Source organism: Microbacterium sp. LEMMJ01 (assembly GCF_002114135.1).
Taxonomy (GTDB): Bacteria; Actinomycetota; Actinomycetes; order Actinomycetales; family Microbacteriaceae; genus Microbacterium.
The window spans coordinates 93,919-112,983 of sequence record NZ_NCTV01000036.1 but is presented as its reverse complement, the minus strand read 5'-3'; the positions used below and the strand labels follow the sequence as shown (position 1 = coordinate 112,983).

The 19,065-nt window shown below is 70.0% G+C and carries 19 protein-coding genes and 1 tRNA gene; 14 read left to right on the top strand and 6 right to left on the bottom strand.

All coding sequences use genetic code 11. The features are described 5' to 3' along the window. Window positions 1-41 precede the first annotated feature (41 nt). From pyk to B7W94_RS15470, 3 genes are all read left to right on the top strand, one after another. Window positions 42-1,490 carry a pyruvate kinase gene (pyk, locus tag B7W94_RS15480; RefSeq protein WP_025103472.1) on the top strand — a complete coding sequence of 483 codons (1,449 nt, stop codon included), beginning with the start codon at window positions 42-44 and terminating at the stop codon, window positions 1,488-1,490. 110 nt (window positions 1,491-1,600) lie between these two features. Continuing rightward, window positions 1,601-2,407, top strand: a complete 807-nt coding sequence (locus tag B7W94_RS15475) for an alpha/beta fold hydrolase (RefSeq protein ID WP_085607524.1) — start codon at window positions 1,601-1,603, stop codon at window positions 2,405-2,407. Next, window positions 2,347-3,057 carry an esterase/lipase family protein gene (locus B7W94_RS15470; RefSeq protein WP_253247453.1) on the top strand — a complete coding sequence of 237 codons (711 nt, stop codon included), beginning with the start codon at window positions 2,347-2,349 and terminating at the stop codon, window positions 3,055-3,057. The genes B7W94_RS15475 and B7W94_RS15470 overlap by 61 nt, the downstream gene beginning before the upstream one ends. 22 nt (window positions 3,058-3,079) lie before the next feature. On the opposite strand, the gene B7W94_RS15465 is transcribed toward B7W94_RS15470, so the two are convergent. Next, window positions 3,080-3,165: transfer RNA gene (locus B7W94_RS15465), tRNA-Leu, on the bottom strand. Window positions 3,166-3,265: 100 nt separating this feature from the next. On the opposite strand from B7W94_RS15465, the gene B7W94_RS15460 reads away from it, so the two are divergent. Together B7W94_RS15460 and B7W94_RS15455 are read left to right on the top strand one after the other, a co-directional pair. Then, entirely contained in the window at window positions 3,266-3,883 is a 618-nt protein-coding gene (locus B7W94_RS15460; protein WP_025103469.1) for an ANTAR domain-containing response regulator, read from the top strand. Window positions 3,884-3,892: 9 nt separating this feature from the next. Beyond that, window positions 3,893-4,456, top strand: coding sequence for a GNAT family N-acetyltransferase (locus tag B7W94_RS15455; protein WP_085607522.1), 564 nt, complete (start codon window positions 3,893-3,895; stop codon window positions 4,454-4,456). Here the strand turns inward: B7W94_RS15455 and B7W94_RS15450 are convergent. Next, complete coding sequence (locus tag B7W94_RS15450; RefSeq protein WP_062634544.1) at window positions 4,431-4,859, bottom strand: hotdog fold thioesterase; 429 nt, start codon at window positions 4,857-4,859, stop codon at window positions 4,431-4,433. The two genes, B7W94_RS15455 and B7W94_RS15450, sit on opposite strands and share 26 nt — an antisense overlap. Window positions 4,860-4,904: 45 nt before the next feature. Between B7W94_RS15450 and polA the strand changes: the two genes are divergently transcribed. The 7 genes from polA to B7W94_RS15415 are packed head-to-tail and all read left to right on the top strand — an operon-like array spanning window position 4,905 to window position 14,168. Then, window positions 4,905-7,538: a DNA polymerase I gene (gene polA / locus B7W94_RS15445; protein ID WP_172400136.1), complete on the top strand. Its 2,634-nt coding sequence runs from the start codon at window positions 4,905-4,907 to the stop codon at window positions 7,536-7,538. A gap of 39 nt (window positions 7,539-7,577) precedes the next feature. Continuing rightward, entirely contained in the window at window positions 7,578-9,254 is a 1,677-nt protein-coding gene (locus B7W94_RS15440; protein WP_085607518.1) for a DUF885 domain-containing protein, read from the top strand. 55 nt (window positions 9,255-9,309) lie between these two features. Then, a complete protein-coding gene (locus B7W94_RS15435; protein WP_085607516.1) occupies window positions 9,310-10,344 on the top strand; it encodes an LLM class flavin-dependent oxidoreductase in 1,035 nt (344 codons plus the stop codon). 51 nt (window positions 10,345-10,395) lie between these two features. Next, the gene (locus tag B7W94_RS15430) at window positions 10,396-11,748 is read left to right on the top strand and encodes an MFS transporter (RefSeq protein WP_025103463.1); all 1,353 of its coding nucleotides are present in this window, start codon (window positions 10,396-10,398) and stop codon (window positions 11,746-11,748) included. 28 nt (window positions 11,749-11,776) lie between these two features. After that, entirely contained in the window at window positions 11,777-12,532 is a 756-nt protein-coding gene (locus B7W94_RS15425; protein ID WP_085607514.1) for an SGNH/GDSL hydrolase family protein, read from the top strand. Window positions 12,533-12,551: 19 nt separating this feature from the next. Then, window positions 12,552-13,298, top strand: coding sequence for a formylglycine-generating enzyme family protein (locus B7W94_RS15420; RefSeq protein WP_085607513.1), 747 nt, complete (start codon window positions 12,552-12,554; stop codon window positions 13,296-13,298). Between the two features lie 57 nt (window positions 13,299-13,355). Continuing rightward, window positions 13,356-14,168, top strand: coding sequence for an arginase family protein (locus B7W94_RS15415; RefSeq protein ID WP_085607511.1), 813 nt, complete (start codon window positions 13,356-13,358; stop codon window positions 14,166-14,168). 15 nt (window positions 14,169-14,183) lie between these two features. Here B7W94_RS15415 and B7W94_RS15410 read toward each other — a convergent pair whose 3' ends face one another. Both B7W94_RS15410 and B7W94_RS15405 read right to left on the bottom strand, forming a co-directional pair. Next, window positions 14,184-15,365, bottom strand: coding sequence for a DUF4232 domain-containing protein (locus tag B7W94_RS15410; RefSeq protein WP_085607509.1), 1,182 nt, complete (start codon window positions 15,363-15,365; stop codon window positions 14,184-14,186). A gap of 18 nt (window positions 15,366-15,383) precedes the next feature. Further along, entirely contained in the window at window positions 15,384-16,709 is a 1,326-nt protein-coding gene (locus B7W94_RS15405) for an MFS transporter (protein WP_025103458.1), read from the bottom strand. Between the two features lie 54 nt (window positions 16,710-16,763). On the opposite strand from B7W94_RS15405, the gene B7W94_RS15400 reads away from it, so the two are divergent. Together B7W94_RS15400 and B7W94_RS15395 are read left to right on the top strand one after the other, a co-directional pair. Next, complete coding sequence (locus B7W94_RS15400) at window positions 16,764-17,132, top strand: VOC family protein (RefSeq protein WP_025103457.1); 369 nt, start codon at window positions 16,764-16,766, stop codon at window positions 17,130-17,132. A gap of 47 nt (window positions 17,133-17,179) precedes the next feature. Beyond that, the gene (locus B7W94_RS15395; protein WP_253247452.1) at window positions 17,180-17,710 is read left to right on the top strand and encodes a GNAT family N-acetyltransferase; all 531 of its coding nucleotides are present in this window, start codon (window positions 17,180-17,182) and stop codon (window positions 17,708-17,710) included. A gap of 27 nt (window positions 17,711-17,737) precedes the next feature. Here the strand turns inward: B7W94_RS15395 and B7W94_RS15390 are convergent, their stop codons facing one another. Further along, window positions 17,738-18,538: a hypothetical protein gene (locus B7W94_RS15390; protein WP_139833341.1), complete on the bottom strand. Its 801-nt coding sequence runs from the start codon at window positions 18,536-18,538 to the stop codon at window positions 17,738-17,740. A 164-nt stretch (window positions 18,539-18,702) separates the two neighbouring features. Further along, window positions 18,703-18,831 (bottom strand): hypothetical protein, encoded by a 129-nt coding sequence (locus B7W94_RS18505; RefSeq protein ID WP_301178384.1) that lies wholly within the window; start codon window positions 18,829-18,831, stop codon window positions 18,703-18,705. Between the last annotated feature and the right edge of the window lie 234 nt (window positions 18,832-19,065).

Genomic DNA, 19,065 nt, shown 5'->3' with positions numbered 1-19,065 from the left:
GTCGCCTGTTTGTAATCCCCCACTTCTACCCTGGAGACATGTTGAGACGCGCGAAAATCGTCGCCACCCTGGGCCCCGCCACTTCCACGTATGAGACGGTGCGCGCACTGATCGATGCGGGTGTGGACGTCGCCCGACTGAACCTCAGCCACGGTGACTACTCCGTGCACGAGAACAACTACGCGAACGTGCGCCGTGCGGCGGAGGACTCCGGTCGTGCCGTCGCCATCCTCGTGGACCTCCAGGGTCCGAAGATCCGTCTGGGCCGCTTCGAGGACGGACCCTACGAGCTCGCCAAGGGCGACATCTTCAAGATCACCACCGAGGACATCATCGGCAACAAGGAGATCTGCGGCACGACGTTCAAGGGCCTTCCCCAGGACGTCAAGCCCGGGGACTTCCTGCTGATCGACGACGGCAAGGTGCGCGTCGAGGTCGTCGAGACCGACGGTGTGACCGTCACCACGCGTGTCGTCGTCGCCGGCGCCGTCTCGAACAACAAGGGCATCAACCTGCCCGGCGTCGCCGTCAACGTCCCCGCGCTCAGCGAGAAGGACGAGGAGGATCTCCGCTGGGGCCTCCGGACCGGTGCCGACCTCATCGCGCTGTCGTTCGTGCGCAACGCCTCGGATGTGACCCGCGTGCACGAGATCATGGCGGAGGAGGGCGTCCGCGTCCCGGTGATCGCCAAGATCGAGAAGCCGCAGGCCGTCGACGCGCTCGAAGAGATCGTCGACGCGTTCGACGGCATCATGGTCGCCCGTGGCGACCTCGGCGTGGAGCTGCCCCTCGAAGCCGTCCCGATCGTGCAGAAGCGCGCCGTCGAGCTGGCCCGTCGCAACGCGAAGCCCGTGATCGTGGCGACGCAGATGCTCGAGTCGATGATCAACAGCCCGGTGCCGACCCGCGCCGAGACCTCCGATGTCGCCAACGCCGTCCTCGACGGTGCCGACGCGGTCATGCTCTCCGGCGAGACCAGCGTGGGCGACTACCCGGTCGTCGTCGTCGAGACGATGGCCCGGATCATCGAGTCGACGGAGGAGCACGGTCTGGAGCGCATCCTGCCGCTCACGACGAAGCCCCGCACGCAGGGTGGTGCCATCACGCTCGCGGCCCTCGAGGTCGCGGAGTTCGTGGACGCCAAGTTCCTGTGCGTGTTCACGCAGTCGGGCGACTCGGCGCGCCGCCTGTCCCGTCTGCGCTCCCGCATCCCGATGCTGGCCTTCACGCCGGAGCCCGGCATCCGTCGTCGTATGGCGCTCACCTGGGGTCTCCGCTCCACGCTCGTCGACATGGTGCAGCACACCGACCTCATGTACCACCAGGTCGACGAGTACCTCCTCGGGAACGGCCTCGCCGTCGAGGGGGACAAGGTCGTCGTCATCTCCGGGTCCCCTCCCGGGATCATCGGTTCCACGAACGACCTGCGCGTGCACAAGGTCGGCGATGCGCTCCGCGGCGCCGCGCCGATCTACAAGGCCGGCGTCTGACGCAGGGCGTTCAGGGAGGGGCGGGGCTTCGGCCTCGCCCCTCCCTGTCATCTCCGGGCCGGTGCGTCAAGCCTCTCGGCCGTGACGGCGGCCTCGGTTAGCGTGCTGCCATGGTCCTCCGTCGTCTCCTCGTCACCTCCGGGCTGACCTTCCGCATCCTGGAGAGTCCGCGGCCCGCCGGCAGCACCGCCCCGACCGTGGTCCTCGTGCACGGGATCGGGATGTCGCATCGGTACCTGTCGCGACTGCACGCCGTGCTCGCCGACACCACCAGGGTGGTCTCCGTCGACCTCCCGGGCTTCGGCGGCCTGCCGAAGCCGCGTTTCGACGTCTCCATCCCGCAGATGGCGGCGAGCCTGGCTCAGGTGGTGGCGAGCCTCGACGACGATCGCGTCGTGCTCGTCGGGCACTCGATGGGCGTGCAGTGGGCCGTGGAGACGGCGCTGCGGCATCCCGAGTACGTCCGTACCGTCGTGACGATCGGTCCCGTCACCGACGACGCCCACCGGACTCTCGGCGCGCAGGCCCGGGCCCTGGCCGTCGACACCGTCGGCGAGACCCCCGCGATCAACACGGTCGTCTTTACCGACTACCTGCGCTGCGGCGTGCGGTGGTATCTTCGCCAGCTCCGGCACATGCTCGCGTATCCCCTGGAGGAGAGGGTCGCGGCTCTCACCATGCCGGTGCTCGTCGTCCGGGGGAGTGACGATCCGATCGCAGGACGCGCGTGGTGCCGGCGCCTGCGCGACGCGGCGGCCGTCTCGCGATTGGTGGAGATCCCCGGTCACCATCATGTCGCGCAGCAGTCCGCGCCCCGGGCGGTGGCTTCCGCGATCCTGGCCCACACGACGGGAGCATGGCCGACGGCGGTGCCGGCCGCACCCATCCGATGGGGGAGGGCACGATCAGCGTCCTGAGGATCCTGGGCTGGTGGGCCGCGGACTACGCCTACGCGGGGTTCTGGCAGGTCCGCTCGTTCTTCGGCCGTGACCAGGCGGACGACTTCACCACCGGAGACCGCGCCCCGATCGTGGTGCTCGCCGGTGTCTACGAGACCTGGCGCTTCCTGGAGCCGCTCATCGTCGCGCTGCACGAGCGGGGGCACCCGGTCCATGTCGTGGATGCGCTGCGCCGCAACCAGTTCCCGGTGCAGGATGAGGCCGATCAGGTAGCCGACTACCTGCGCGCGCACGACCTCTTCGGCGTGTTCCTCGTCGCCCACAGCAAGGGCGGTCTCGCCGGGAAGCTAGTGATGACCGGCCCGGAGGGTGCGCGGATCCGCGGCATGCTCGCCATCGCGACGCCGTTCGGAGGCTCCCGATATGCGCGGCTGCTTCCCGGTCGGGTGCTGCGGGCGTTCGCGCCCGATGACCCCTCGATCGTCGCGCTGGGGCGGGAGCTCGACGTGAACGCCCGCATCGTCTCGATCTACGCCGCGTTCGACCCGCACATCCCCGAGGGGAGCGAGCTCGCCGGGGCAAAGAACGTCGTCCTGGAGACGGGCGGGCACTTCCGCATCCTCGCCCACCCCCGCGTGATGGCCGAACTCGCCGCCCTCGCCGAGTGACGGGGCGAGCGGTCCGCGATGCTGGTGCCGGCGGTGGGACTCGAACCCACACGCCCTCTCGGACAAAGCATTTTGAGTGCTCCGCGTCTGCCATTCCGCCACGCCGGCCCGTGTCTCGCGACTTCGACTGTAGCGCAGACGACGGACGGTTCCCCGCGCGCCCGCCGTCTTCAGCCGGCGGTGGGGACCTCTCCGTTAGGATGGAGGGGTGACCGAGCAAGAACAGGCTGAGCAGCCCACGGCATCCGCACCCCGACGCGTCGTCGTCGCCGAAGACGAGTCGCTGATCCGTCTCGACATCGTCGAGATCCTCCGCGACAACGGCTTCGATGTCGTCGGCGAGGCCGGCGACGGCGAGACGGCGGTGGCCCTCGCCACCGAGCTGCGTCCCGACCTCGTCATCATGGACGTGAAGATGCCCCAGCTCGACGGCATCAGCGCTGCCGAGAAGCTCCACAAGGGCAACATCGCCCCGGTCGTGCTGCTGACCGCGTTCAGTCAGAAGGAGCTCGTGGAGCGCGCGAGCGAGGCCGGAGCCCTGGCCTACGTCGTGAAGCCCTTCACCCCGAACGATCTCCTCCCCGCGATCGAGATCGCCCTGGCCCGCCACGAGCAGATCATCACCCTCGAGGCCGAGGTCGCCGACATGGTCGAGCGCTTCGAGACCCGCAAGCTCGTCGACCGCGCGAAGGGCCTCCTCAACGAGAAGATGGGCCTGAGCGAGCCCGAGGCGTTCCGCTGGATCCAGAAGGCGTCGATGGACCGCCGCCTGACGATGCAGGACGTCGCCAAGGCGATCATCGAGCAGCTCGCTCCCAAGAAGTAAGGCACTCCGGTGCTCCGGCTGGACGCAGAGCACGTTCTGCGGCCGGTCCGCGCCGGCGACGGTGCGGCGCTCGCGCGCGCGTATCTCGCGAACAGAGAGCACCTCGCCCCGTGGGAGCCGGAGCGCTCCGAGGCGTTCTTCACCGAGGACTGGCAGGAGCAGAACGCGCAGCAGTGCGTCGCGGAGGCCGCCCTCGGCCGGAGCTCCCGGTTCGTGATCCTCTCGGACGACGGCGAGATCCGCGGCCGGGTCAACCTCAACACCATCGTGCGCGGTGCGTTCTGGAGCGCCGATCTCGGGTACTGGATCGATTCCACCAGGCTGCGCCGCGGGCTCGCAGGGCGCGCGGTCGCCCTCGTGGCGGAGCACGCGCGGGACGAGCTGCGGCTGCACCGCCTCCAGGCGTCGACGCTGCTCCACAACGTCGCCTCGCAGCGGGTCCTCGCCGCCACCGGCTTCGAGCGCATCGGCATCGCCCCGAAGTACCTGCGGATCGCGGGGGAGTGGCAGGACCACATCCTGTTCCAGCTCCTGCTGGAGGAGCCGCTCAGCCCGCGGCGGGAGCGTCCTTGATCATGTTGGTGATGCGGATCGTCGAGCAGCGCCGGCCCTGATCGTCGGTCACGACGATCTCGTGCACCGTGATGCTGCGCCCCAGGTGCACAGGCGTGCAGACTCCGGTGACCACGCCCGACGTGGCCGACCGGGTGTGCGTGGCGTTGATGTCGACGCCGACAGCGAGGCGGCCGGCGCCCGCGTGCAGGTTGGCCGCCATGGAGCCGAGCGATTCGCCGAGCACGACGTAGGCACCGCCGTGCATGAGACCGACCGGCTGGGTGTTGCCCTCCACCGGCATCGTGGCCACACAGCGGTCGATGCCGAACTCGACGAACTCCATGCCCATCTTCTCGGCCAGCGCTCCCATGCCGCGGGCGGCCGCCCACTCGAGTCCCTCGCTGGTGGCGACCTCGCTCATGCATCCTCCTCTGCGGGTGTCCGTGCTCCTCGTTAGGCTGACAGGGTGACGGACTCCGCAAAGCCTACCCTCATGGTCGTCGACGGCCACTCGCTCGCCTACCGGGCCTTCTTCGCCCTCCCGGTCGACAACTTCACCACCAAGGACAACCAGCACACGAACGCCATCTACGGCTTCCTGTCCATGCTGGTCAACCTGATCAAGGCCGAGCAGCCCACGCATCTCGCGATCGCGTTCGACACCTCCCGCCACTCGTTCCGCACCGACGAGTATCCGGAGTACAAGGCCACCCGGTCCGAGACGCCGCAGGAGTTCAAGGGCCAGATCCCGCTGCTGCAGGACTGCCTCGCGGCGATGTCGATCCCGGTGCTGACGCAGGAGGGCATCGAGGCCGACGACATCCTCGCCACCCTCTCCACGCAGGGGGCGGCCCAGGGCTACGACGTGCTCGTGGTCTCGGGAGACCGCGACACCATCCAGCTCGTCACCGACGACGTCACGCTGCTGTATCCGTCCGTCCAGGGGGTCTCGCAGCTCAAGCGCTACGACCCGGCGACCGTGCAGGAGCGCTACGGCGTCCGTCCCGAGCAGTACCCCGACATCGCCGCCCTCGTGGGTGAGACCAGCGACAACCTCCCCGGCGTGCCGAAGGTGGGGGAGAAGACGGCCGTCAAGTGGCTCACGCAGTTCGGCTCCCTCGACGAGCTGCTCGAGCGTGCCGGTGAGATCAAGGGCGTGGTCGGCGGCAACCTCCGCGACCACATCGAAGACGTCCGCCGCAACCGCAAGCTCAACCGCCTGCTGACCGACGTGGAGCTGCCGGTCGCCCCGGCCGACCTCGCCGTCGCCCCGATCGACGCCGAGGCCGTCCGCGACATCTTCGCCCGGCTGGAGTTCCGCACGCTGCTGTCCCGGGTCTTCGAGGCCGTCGGAGCGGGCGAGGTCGCCGACGACCCGGCCTCCGTCGTCGAGATGCCCACGCCGGCACAGGTGTCCGCCCCGGATCTGGCCACCTGGGCCGCGGCGCAGGACGGAGACGTCGCTCTCCGGGTCGTGGTGCAGTCGGGCGCACCTGTGCGCGTCGGCGTCGCCACCGGGAGCGAGCTGCGCGAGCTCGACTGGTCGGAGGAGGCGGCCGCGGCGCTGCGCCCGTGGCTGGAGTCCAAGGCGCCGAAGGTGCTGCACGACGCCAAGCCGCAGGTGAAGGCGTTGCTCCGTCAGGGCATCCGTCTGGGCGGGCTCGCCTACGACTCGAGCCTCGCGGGCTGGCTGCTGCGCCCCAGCTTCCCCGACAAGACGCTGTCCGACCTCGTGCAGCGCTACCTGGGGGAGAAGCTCCCCGAGGCCGATCCGTCGCAGCTCGTGCCGGAGACCGAGGGCGCCACCCCCTCGCAGGAGGCATGGTTCATCCTCCGGGTGGCCGAGGCGCTGCGGAACGATCTGCCGGAGCCGGTCGACGCCGTGCTCCGCGACATCGAGCTGCCGACGCTCCGCACACTCGCCGACATGGAGCTCGCCGGTGTCGCCGTGTCGCACGAGGTGCTGTCGACGTTCTCGGCCGAGCTCGCGACGCGAGCGGACGCCCTGGCCCAGGAAGCCTTCTCGGTCGTCGGTCGCGAGTTCAATCTCGGGTCGCCGAAGCAGCTCCAGGAGGTGCTGTTCGAAGACCTGCAGCTCCCGAAGACGCGCAAGACGAAGACCGGGTACTCGACCGATGCCGCGGTGCTCGCCGACCTCCAGGAGTCGCACCCGCACCCGTTCCTCAGCCTGCTGCTGCAGCACCGCGAGGCGACGAAGCTGCGGCAGATCATCGAGTCCCTCGACACCGCGATCCGGGAGGACCACCGGGTGCACACGACCTATGTGCAGACGGGCAGCCAGACCGGGCGCCTGTCCAGCACCGATCCGAACCTGCAGAACATCCCCGTCCGCACCGAGGAGTCGCGGCGCATCCGCAGCGCCTTCGAGGTCGGCGAGGGGTACGAGACCCTGCTCACCGCCGACTACTCGCAGATCGAGATGCGGATCATGGCGCACCTCTCGGGCGACGAGGGGCTGATCGAGGCGTTCAACAGTGGTGAAGACCTCCACCGCTTCGTCGGCGCCCGCGTGTTCGGCGTCGATCCGTCCGAGGTCACGCCGGCGATGCGCACCAAGGTGAAGGCGATGTCGTACGGACTCGTCTACGGCCTCTCCGCATTCGGGCTCTCGAAGCAGCTGCGCATCGAGCAGTCCGAGGCCAAGCAGCTCATGGTCGAGTACTTCGCACGGTTCGGCGCGGTCCGCGACTACCTGCGGGCCTCGGTGATGAAGGCCAAGGAGGTCGGCTACACCGAGACGATCTTCGGGCGTCGGCGGCCGTTCCCCGATCTCGCGAGCCCCAACCGGGTGCTGCGGGAGAACGCCGAGCGGGCGGCGCTCAACGCCCCGATCCAGGGCAGCGCGGCCGACATCATGAAGATCGCGCTGTTCCACATCCACGACGACCTCCACGCCGCCAAGCTCGAGTCGCGCGTGCTGCTGCAGATCCACGACGAACTCGTCGTCGAGGTCGCAGCAGGGGAATGGGATGCGGTGGAGCAGATCGTCCGCACACGGATGGGGGATGCCGCGCAGCTCTCCGTGCCGCTCGACGTGCAGGTGGGCCGCGGTCGGGACTGGAACGAAGCCGCGCACTGATCCCGGTGGCGGACGGGGGCGGGGATTAGGCTGGAAGGTATGACTTCAGCACCCCGCACCCCCTCCGCCATCGACAAGGTCGCCGATGAATGGGTCGACACGATCGCCGTTCTGGCGCCGACTCTCGGCACCTACATCGGCCGGTCCGAGGTCAACGACCGGTTCGGCGATCTGAGCCCGGAAGGTCATGAGGAGATCGCCGCGGCGACGCGGGCCACGCTCGACACGCTCTCCGCGCTGGAGCCCGTCGATGCGATCGACGAGGTGACCAAGACCGACCTCAGTGCGGAGCTGCGCCTCGACCTGGAGCTGCACGAGGCGAAGTGGCACCTGCGAGATCTGAACGTCATCGCCTCCGCCGCGCAGGACGTCCGCTCCGCCTTCGACCTGATGCCCACCGCGACGGTCGAGGACTGGGAAGTCATCTCCACCCGGCTCTCCGCGGTTCCCGCGGCGCTGCGCGGATACGTCGAGACGCTGCGCCTGGGCATCGCCGAGGGTGTGACGCCCGCACGACGCCAGGTCGCGGAGGTCGCGACGCAGATCGACCGCTACATCGCCGACGACGGCTTCTTCGCGGCCTTCGTCGCGCACGCCGATCCCGAGGAAGGCCAGCTTCCCGCCTCTCTCGCCCGCACCCTCGCGGACAACTCCGCGGCTGCGCGGGTCGCGTACGGGGAGCTGCGGCGCTTCCTCGCCGAGGAGCTCGCGCCCGAGGCCGGTGAGACGGACGCCGTGGGGCGCGACCTCTACGCCCTCAACTCCCGTCGATTCCTCGGCGCCACCATCGACCTCGACGAGACCTACGAGTGGGGTCGCGAAGAGCTCGCTCGCATGGTGGCCGAGCAGACGGCGATCGCGAACGAGATCCTCCCCGGCGCCTCCGTGGAGGAGGCCGTCGCGCATCTGGAATCGGACCCCGCCCGCAAGCTCGTCGGCACCGAGGCGCTCCAGCGGTGGATGCAGGAGACCAGCGACCGCGCGGTCGCCGAGCTCGGCGCCTCGCACTTCGACATCCCGGAGGCCATCCGCACCCTGGAGTGCATGATCGCGCCGACGCAGGAGGGCGGGATCTACTACACCGGCCCCACCGACGACTTCTCGCGCCCCGGCCGCATGTGGTGGTCGGTCCCGGAGGGCGTCACCGAGTTCGACACGTGGCGCGAGCTCACCACCGTGTACCACGAGGGTGTGCCGGGGCATCACCTGCAGATCGCCCAGGCCGTGTACAACCGCGCCGAGCTCAACTCGTGGCGACGGCTGCTGGCCGGCACCTCCGGTCACGCGGAGGGCTGGGCGCTGTATGCGGAGCGACTGATGGAGCAGCTCGGTTACCTGGACGACCCGGCGGATCGCCTCGGCATGCTGGACGGGCAGCGGATGCGGGCGGCGCGCGTGGTCCTCGACATCGGCGTGCACCTCGGCAAGCCCCGTCTCGACGGTGACGGCGTCTGGGATGCCGACTACGCGCTCGATTTCCTCCGTCGCAACGTCAACATGTCGGACCAGTTCGTGCAGTTCGAGGTCAACCGGTACCTCGGCTGGCCGGGTCAGGCGCCGTCGTACAAGGTCGGTCAGCGCATCTGGGAGCAGGTCCGCGACGCCGTCCAGCAGGCGGAGGGCGACGCGTTCAGCTTCAAGGGCTTCCACAAGCGCGCCCTGGATCTGGGCGGCGTCGGGCTGGACACCCTGCGGAGCGCTCTGCTGCCTCGGTGATGGGAATGCCCGCCTCCCGCCGCGCGTTCCATTCACCTGAATAGGAAGGTGTGACATGGACATCGAGTTCGGGCTGGACACGTTCGGCGACATCACCCGGGATCGGGACGGCGAGCTGCTCAGCGGCGCGCAGACCATCCGGAACGTCGTCGCCCAGGCGGAGCTGGCCGATACGGTCGGCGTGGACTTCTTCGGCGTGGGGGAGCACCATCGTCGCGAGTTCGCGGTCTCATCTCCGGAGATCGTGCTCGCGGCGATCGCCGCCCGTACCGAACGGATCCGGCTGGGAACCGCCGTGACCGTGCTGTCCTCGGACGACCCGGTGCGCGTGTTCGAGCGCTTCTCGACTCTCGACGCCCTGTCCGGAGGGCGGGCGGAGGTCGTGCTCGGGCGCGGTTCGTTCATCGAGTCCTTCCCGCTGTTCGGCTACGACCTGCGCGATTACGACCGGCTCTTCGAGGAGAAGCTGGAGCTGTTCGTCGAGCTCCTCAAGGAGGAGCCCGTGACGTGGTCCGGGTCGCTGCGGCCGTCGCTCGACAACGCGGACGTCTTCCCGAAGACCGAGAAGGGTCTGCGCACGTGGGTCGGCGTGGGCGGTAGCCCCGAGTCCGTCGTGCGTGTCGCGCGTCACGGTCTCGGTCTCATGCTGGCGATCATCGGCGGCCCGGCCGGGCGATTCAAGCCGTTCGTCGACCTGTACCACCGCTCGGTCGCCTCCTTCGGGACGACGGCGCACCCGGTGGCCGTTCACTCGCCGGGACACATCGCGCCCACCGACGCGGAGGCATGGGACGAGGCCTACCCGGGCTTCGAGGCGATGAACAACACCATCGGTCGCGAGCGCGGCTGGCCGCCCTACAGCCGCGCGCGTTTCCAGAACGACATCGGTCCCGAGGGCTCCCTCTACGCCGGCTCGCCGGAGCGCGTGGCGGCGAAGATCGCCGACACGATCACGACCCTCGGGCTCGGCCGCTTCGACCTCAAATACGCGACGGGAACCCTCTCGCACGAGTCGATGATGCGCAGCATCGAGCTGTACGGCACCGAGGTGATCCCTCGGGTGCGGAAGCTCCTCGCCGACCGGGACTGAGCGGGCGTCATCTCGCGGCTCGGCGGGACGGGCGGCCCTACGATGAGAATCATGGCCGATACCGCCCTGCCGAGCCGCACCTCGCTCGCCGAGCGCCTCGACGTCCTCCCGTTCACCCGCCGGCACCTGCGCCTGCTCACGGGCTCCGGCGTCGGCTGGGCGCTCGACGCGATGGACGTCGGACTCATCTCCTTCATCATCGCGGCGCTCTCACAGCAGTGGGATCTCACGAAGGGGGAGGCCGGCTGGATCGCCTCGCTCGGCTTCGTCGGCATGGCGGTCGGCGCGACCCTCGGCGGTCTTCTCGCTGACCGCTTCGGCCGTCGGCAGGTGTTCGCCCTCACGCTGCTCATCTACGGTGTGGCCACCGGAGCGAGTGCTCTGGTCGGGGGAGTGGCGGCCCTGCTCGTGCTGCGTTTCTTCGTCGGCCTCGGTCTCGGCGCGGAGCTGCCGGTCGCCTCGACCTACGTGAGCGAGTTCGCTCCCGCGCGCATCCGCGGACGGCTGATCGTCATCCTGGAAGCGTTCTGGGCCGTCGGCTGGACGGCCTCCGCGCTCATCGGGTTCTTCGTCATCCCCGCCTCCGAGGCGGGCTGGCGATGGGCCTTCGCGCTCGGCGCGATCCCCGCGGTCTACGCCCTCGTCGTGCGGTGGGGTCTGCCCGAGTCGCCGCGCTGGCTGGCGTCCCGCGGACGCATCGCGGAAGCGGATCGCATCGTGGCGGCCTTCGAGGCCGATGCGGGAGTCGAGTACACCCCGCCCCTCCGGAAGGAACCGGCGTCGCGGGCCATCGCGAAGACGGCACGGGCACGGCTCGCGACCCTCTGGAACGCGGAGTTCCGCGTGCGGACGGCGTGTCTCTGGCTCGTGTGGCTGGCCGTGAACTTCGCCTACTACGGGGCCTTCATCTGGATCCCCAGCATTCTCGTGGATGCCGGATTCGACCTCGTCCGTTCGTTCGGGTTCACCCTCATCATCACGCTCGCGCAGCTCCCGGGCTACGCCGTGGCGGCCTGGCTCATCGAGGTGTGGGGACGCCGCATCACTCTGTCGGTCTTCCTGCTGGGGGCGACCGCGTCCGCCGTCGTCTTCGGCACCGCTACGACCGTGCCGATGATCATCGGCGCCGGCATGGCCCTGTCGTTCTTCACCCTCGGCGCGTGGGGCGCCCTGTACGCGGTGACGCCCGAGATCTACCCGACCTCGCTGCGCGGCACCGGGGCGGGCTGGGCCGCCGGGGTCGGACGCATCGCCTCCATCGTGGCGCCCCTCGCCGTTCCCGTCCTCCTCGTCGCCGGCGGCGCTCCTCTGCTGTTCGTCGTGTTCGCGGCCTGCTTCCTCGTCGCGGCGGCCGCCGCCTGGGGACTCGTCGACCGGAGCGGAGCGGCGCTGGACGACCGGTGACGTCCGGGACCGGGAATAGGCTGGGCGCGTGGCTGATGTACGTTTCGTCGCGATAGGCGACTCCTTCACCGAAGGCGTGGGCGATGTGCTCCCCGATGGGCGCGAGCGCGGCTGGGCCGACATCGCCGCGCAGGGATGGGCGGATGCCGCGGGGCACCCCATCCAGTACGCGAACCTGGCGATTCGGGGGAAGCTGGCCTGGCCGATCGTCGAGGAGCAGCTCGAACCCGCGCTGGCCCTGCGTCCCACGCACCTGTCGTTCAACGGTGGCGGCAACGACATGCTGCGGCCGCGGACCGACGTGGAGCACATCGCCGATGCGTTCAGCCGGGTGCTGCGACGGTGTGACGAGGAGGGCGTGACGATGATCCTGCTCTCCGGCGCCAATCCCAGCGGGCAGCTTCCGATGGGCTCCCTCGTGCAGCGGCGTGGCGACCTGCTCTCCGAGGCGGTCCTGCGGCGGATCGAGGACCGCCCCGACGTGGTCCGCGCCCTCAACTGGCCGGATACGGAGCTCTCGAAGCCCGCGTACTGGTCGGAGGACCGGCTTCATATGAATGCGGCCGGACACCATCGTGTCGCCGCCCGCGTGCTGCATGGACTCGGGTTCGAGCCGCCGGCAGCCTGGTGGGCGCCGCTCGATCGCTGGACCGCCGGCCCCGCGGGTCTGGCCTACTACCGCGAGTTCGTCGGGCCCTGGGTGCGTCGACGCGTGACGAGGACCTCGTCCGGAGACGGCCGCGCAGCGAAGTACCCCACGTGGGTCGAACGGACTCCGGCGTGAGCGTCGCCGCACCCCGCGCATGAGCGATATCGAGCTCGTCCGTCTCGCCGCCGGCACGGTGACGCTGCACGACGCCCGGCGACGCACGCGCCGCACCGTGGAACTCGAACCCTTCGCCCTCGGTGTCTTCCCGGTGACCGAAGAACAGGTCACCGAGGTCCTGGGCACCCCGTCACGGCATCCTCGTCGCCCGGTCGCCGACGTGAGCTGGCTGCGGGCCGTCCACTTCTGCAACGCCGCCTCGGAGTGGGAGGGGCTCGATCCCGTCTACCACTTCGAGGGTGAGGATGTGGCCTGGGACACCACGGCGGACGGCTACCGCCTGCCGACCGAGGCCGAGTGGGAGTACGCCTGCCGCGCCGGTTCCACCGGGCCGCACTACGCCCCGCTGGCCGAGGCCGCGTGGACCGCTGCCGACGGAGTCGGCACGCCGCAGGACGTGGGCGGGAAGCTCCCGAACCTGCATGGGCTGTTCGACACGCTCGGGAACGTGTGGGAATGGTGCTGGGACCTCCTCGACCCCGCGCGGTACGACGACTACCGGGTCTTCCGGGGCGGCGGGTTCGCCGACGACGCCTGGAGCGTCCGCGCCTCGGTCCGCCGTGGGGGAGGGCCGCGCATGCACCACGAGGACGTCGGCTTCCGCGTGGCCCGCGGCGCCTTCGACACGGAAGAGGAGGCGCAGGGCTGGTCGGCAGCGGCGGACCGGGACCGTGCCTTCGTCGACGGAGGGTTGCCGTCGGGATGGACGCCGCGCCGGCGATAGCGCAGGCCGGATGCGGCGGTTTTGGCCGCGGTCTGCGCCGGGTGGGAGACTGAGCGGATGACCAGGCCCTTCGCGCTCATCCTCAACCAGGGTCGCGTCGCCGACCGCACGGACGGAGCCCTCGTCGGGGCGCGCCGCGTCGCCGACGCCCTGTCCTCGCTTCTCCGGCGGGAGCCCGTCGTGGTCGGCACTCCGGAGCCCGGTCGGCTCGACGACTGGTCGGTCGCGCTGCCCGAGGCCTCGGACACGCTCGCGGGCCTCCGTGCCGCGGTGCAGGAGGCGATCACGGGGGAGACGACGCCGCTCCTCGTGACGAACACGTGTGCGGCGAGCCTCGGAACGCTGCCGAGCGTCGCCGAGCACCACCCCGACGCGGTGGTGCTCTGGATCGATGCGCATGGCGACTTCAACACGCCGGACACCACCGACTCCGGCTACCTCGGCGGCATGGTCCTCGCCGCCGCCTGCGGGCTGTGGGACAGCGGCCACGGGGCGGGCATCGACCCGCGGCAGGTCATCGTCGTCGGCGGCCGCGACATCGACCCCGCCGAGGGAGAGCTCCTCGCCGGCGCGGGAGTGACCGTCCTCAGCCCCGCGGAGAGCACGCCGGAGCGGCTGAGCGCTCTCATCGCCGGGCGACCGGTGTGGATCCATGTCGACTGGGACGTCCTGGAGCCCGGCTACATCCCCGCGGCCTATCGGGTCGGCGACGGTCTGCTGCCGCACCAGGTGGCCGCGCTGTTCGCCGCCATCCCGGTCGCCGACGTCCGCGGCGTGGAGCTCGCCGAGTTCGAGGCGGGCGACGCGGAGGTGCCGGAGCGCGTCAGCGTCGAGTTGATCGTGGAGACGGTCCAGCACCTGCTGCGCTGACGGCGCCGAGTGCCGTCACGGCGCGGCGGGTGCGGCGCCGAGGTGCCAGGCGGTGATCTCGACCTCGGAGCCCGAGACGATGTCGAGCTCGACCGGCCACGAGCCGCGGTCGAGTCCGGGGAGCACGGCGGCATGCAGGGCGCGGGCGACGAGAGCGCCGTCCGTGGCATTGGCATCCCAGCCGATCACCGCGTTCGCCTCGCCGCCGGGCGGTACCGTGACGGGCGCGATACCGGGGTCGGTCGCCAGGAATGAGGAACCGGGGCGCACCTCGACGTCGAGCGCATGGCCGTTCTGGTCCGCGAACGCGATGTCGGGATACCCCTCGACCACGCAGGGCTCCTCACCGACGTTCATCAGCCGGATGCTCTGGGCGCGGTGCCCCGTGGCCCCGTTGGCGGTTCCGAGCAGCAGTGTGGCTCGGTCGAGTGTGCAGGCGCCCGCGGGAAGCTGGGGTGTCGAGACCCCCGGGGCGCGCTCCGGCACAGGGTCGCCCACAGCCGCCGGATCGACGAAGGCTCCCGTCTCGTCGGTGGCGCCCTGCAGCGCGGCGTTCTCCTCGACAATCTGGCGCTGCCACGCGGCATCGGCCAGGCTCCCGACCACGACGAGAGCGACCACGCTCGCGAGGGTGACACCGAGAAGGCCCGGGGACCACTGCCGCGCAGATTCCTCACCGGCCCTGCGCGAGAACGCCCAGGCGGGGATCCAGCCCCAGGCGAGTCCCCAGTAGGCAGTGTCCGGCGCGGACTCGACGACCGCAGCCGTGAGACCGTGCAGGCCCGAGAGAGGGAGGAAGGACAGGACCCGGGTGACGTCGTCGCACAGCCCGACGACCGTTCCGGCGAGGACGGCACCGAACCAGAGCACGAGGAACGCGGGAGCCCGGCCGACGCCCCGTGCTCCGCGTGCCACAATCCAGACGACGCCGCAGAGCACGGCGGCCGTCACCGTCAGCACCAGGACGCCCCACGCACCGGGGAGCAGCCAGGCATGACTCTGCAGCGGCCCGATACCGGCGAAGCTCAGCAACCGTGTCAGAACGATGTCGGAACCAGTCAGTCGTGCGATGGCGCCGGAGATGATCCAGAGTGCGCCGAGGAGCAGGCCGGCGAGCAGCCCCGCCGTCACCGGTGGCCTCGTGCGGCCGTCTCGGGCGCTCGAGACGGGGGCGGTCGACGGGGGAGCGGAGGCCATGCCTCATCCTATGGGCGCTCAGCGACGCCGCTCGGGATCCAGCCCCATGCGGATGCGCGTCCGTTTGCGTTCGATGAGGATGAAGACGACCCCGAGGATCCAGAGGGGGATCGGGGTGAGGAACGCGACACGGAAGGCGTCGAGCGTGTAGGTGTCCGGGGTGCCGGCGCCCTGGGCGTCGAGGAGGAGGCCGATCACGAAGACCGCGATCAGGGCTGCGATGAAGCCCCCCGCGTTCGTGACTCCGGTCGCCGTGCTGAGGCGGTGCGCGGGGTTGTGCGTGCGAGCGTGGTCGAAGGCGATCATCGACGCGGGGCCCCCGGTCGCGAGAGCGATCGCCAGGACCCAGAGGAGCCAGTCCGGGGCAGGGCCGGGGAGGGCGATGACCGCGATCCAGGCGGCCATCTGCACACCCACAGCGGGAAGGACGAGGGCGAGCGAGCGATGGTTCGGCAGGCGGCGGGAGAGATCGCCGATGATCGGGCCAAGGATCATGCCCGCGACCACGTAGATCGAGATGATCCCCGCCGCGTGGGCGGTGGTCAGGCCCTCGCCTGCCGTGAGGAACGGCATGCCCCACAGAAGCACGAACACCGTGCCGGCGAACGGAGTGGTGAAGTGCGACCAGAACGCGAGCCGCGTGCCGGGATGTGCCCACGCCGCCCGGATGCCGACGCCCGTGTCGATCGCCGACGTCACGACACGCACGACTCCGGTGTCCGTGTTCACCGACACGTCGGGGCCGCTCTCCGCGGGGTTGTTGCGCACGATGAGCCACACGAGGATCGTGAAGAGCAGGCCGAGACCGGCGATGCTGCCGAACGTGATCGACCAGGTGGTGGCGTGCAGCAGGGCGGCGACCGGCACCAGCGCGATCAGCTGCCCGGCCTGCCCGATGATCCCGGTGAACTGGACCATGACGGGCCCTCGTTGCGCGGGGAACCACGTGGCCACCAGTCGCAGCACGGCCGGGAAGACGGCGGCATCGCCGGCTCCGAGGAGGACACGCGCGACGATCGCGATGCCGATGCTGGGGGAGAGGGCCATGGTGAGCTGTCCGGCCGCCATGAGCAGCATCCCCGCCGTGATGATCGGACGGGATCCGTAGCGGTCGAGGAGGACGCCCACCGGGATCTGCATCCCGCCGTAGACGGCGAGCTGCACGACCGCGAACAGCGCGAGCGTCGAGGCGTCCGCCTGGAAGCGGTCGGCGGCCTCGACACCGACGGCGCCGAGAGAGGTGCGGTTGGTGATGGCGAGAACGTAGGCCGCGACGCCGACGGACCAGATCGCCCAGGCCCGCCACCCCGGCGTGGAGACGGGGGAGTGGGAGACCTGAGGCACCCTTCCACGCTACTCCTGACCGACGATGTCCGACGCCGTGGCTAGAGTGCCCGCATGACAGCCTCCTCGCAGCACCACGCCCTCGACTATGTCGAGCTCGTCGTCACGGATCTCGACGTGGCGAAACGCTTCTTCACCACCGCCTTCGGGTGGAGCTTCCAGGACTACGGCCCTGGCTATGCAGGGATCCTCTCGCCCCGCGGAGCCGGGAGCGAGGTCGGCGGCCTCCTGCTCGCGGACGCACCGCGACCCGTCGGCGGTCCGCTCGTGCTGCTCTACTCCGATGACCTCGATGCGACGAAGGCGGCGATCCAGGACGCAGGCGGCCGGATCCTGCAGGAGCCGTATGCGTTCCCCGGTGGCCGGCGCCTTCACTTCGCCGACCCGAGCGGCAACGAGCTCGGCGTCTGGTCCTCCCATTAGGCGCTGCAGATCACAGCGCGGGGGCGGATGAGTGCCAGACTGCGAGGATGAGTCACCTGCCCCGCATCCCGGAGATGGAGACGTTGCGCCTCCGCCTGCGCCGGCAGACGATCGAGGACGCACCCGTCTTCCGGCACCTGTGGACCGAACGCGACGAACGAGTCCCCGCGCACCGAAGGCTCGACACGGACGGCCGCCCCGACACGGACGACATCCGTGCGCATATCCAGGGCGCTGAGGCCTCGCCACTTCTCACCGTGGAACGGATCGACACCGGGGAACCGATCGGGTACTGCGGTCTCGTCTACGGCGGCGAGGGGGTGGGCGAGGAACCGGAGCTCGCGTTCGAGCTGCTCCGTGCCGAGCACAACCGGGGATACGCCACCGAAGCTGCCCAGAGCGTCCTGGCATGGGCAGCCGGGGTGGGAATCGACCGCGTCTGGGCCGGCGTCTGGGAGTGGAACCTCCCGTCCCGGCGCGTGCTCGAGAAGCTCGGCTTCGTCGAATCCGGACGGGAACGCCCGTCCTCCGTCCACGGTCGAAACATCTTGACTGTCAGGACTCTCTTCGCGAAGTGAGAGCGGGATCCGAGCCGGCGCTCTGGCTCACGTGACTGAGGACCCCACCGGCAGCGGCTCGCCGTCACCCGGGGGCTCCTGCACGAGCTGAAGGGCATCCGATTTCGTCAGATGGTTGGGGTACAGCATCCGTGAGAACCTTCCGCGCGGATCGTCTTTGTCGCGGGGGAGATCGATGTGGGCTCGCTCGATCGCCGCGATGAGGAGTTCCGTCTGCTCATCGGTCAACACGAGGAGCCCTCGTTCTCGCAAGCCCACCACTGCTCGCGAGCGATCCGATGCCGTGAGGACGACCGCGATACTCCGGGCTGTGGCGTCCGGCTCCCAGGGGTGTGCGATGACCATGGCCGTCGTGAGGGTCGCGGTCGGGATCTCCTTCGTGCCGACGAGCAGACGGGTGGCGTCGCGTGAGATGCGCGGCGGTCGCGAACGTCGCCGCACGACGGCGCTGACGGTGATCGCCACGGCCGCCAGCAGCGCAGCCGCGAGCGGCCACGTCCATGCGCCGAGCGGTCCCGCCGCCACCGGGATGAGGAACGCGCCGATCATCATCGCAAGGAGAAGCGGCTGTCCGGAGAAGACGTGAAGAGCCCACCAGGGAAAGAGAGTCCGCGAACGAGAGGGCCCTAACGGCATCCACTCCTGTACGTCGACGTTCGGCTCGCTCTCCGGGCGATCGGACGAGTGCACCGGTTGAGGCTGCCGTCGCACCCCTCTGATGATCGACGTCAGGCCCACCACACCGAGCACGGCGGACAGCACCCATCCGCGCAGCGGGTCGTCGGCCTCGTTCTGATCGGTCCCCGCCAGTGTGACCACCCCACCCACGGAGATGAGGAGAAGGAAGACCCCGTAGAGCAAGAAGACCCGACGGGTGCGTCGGGCCGTCCAGGGCTTCGGCTCCGTGCCTGGAGGCCACGAGGGGTCGCCCCAGGTCCTTCGCCTCGTGAGCAGGAGGCCGGCCGCCACTCCGACGCACCCGAAAGACAGCGTCACTGCGGCCAGAACGCCGATTCGAGGATCGGCGAGGCCACCGTCACCGCTGCGCTGAACATCGCCAGCGCCAAGCCCACCACGGTGGGCGTCAGCAGCCCTCCGGCCCTCTCGTCATCCGCGTCCATCCGCCCGCCCCACATCTCGCCAGTCAGCAGGCGGAAGTTCAGGCCCCTCGATCCTGCCGAGGCCGAAATGTGCCTGTTCCTGAGGATGAACCTACCGTTCCGCAGGACCTGTTGCGATCGCACTCCATGCCCTCCGGAGAGCGTGTACCCCGCCTCGCAGATCGTGAGATGGGGCGGGGGGGGAACACAGGCCCGTCGGCCATGCCCACGTTCGGATGAGGGTAGCGCGAGTAT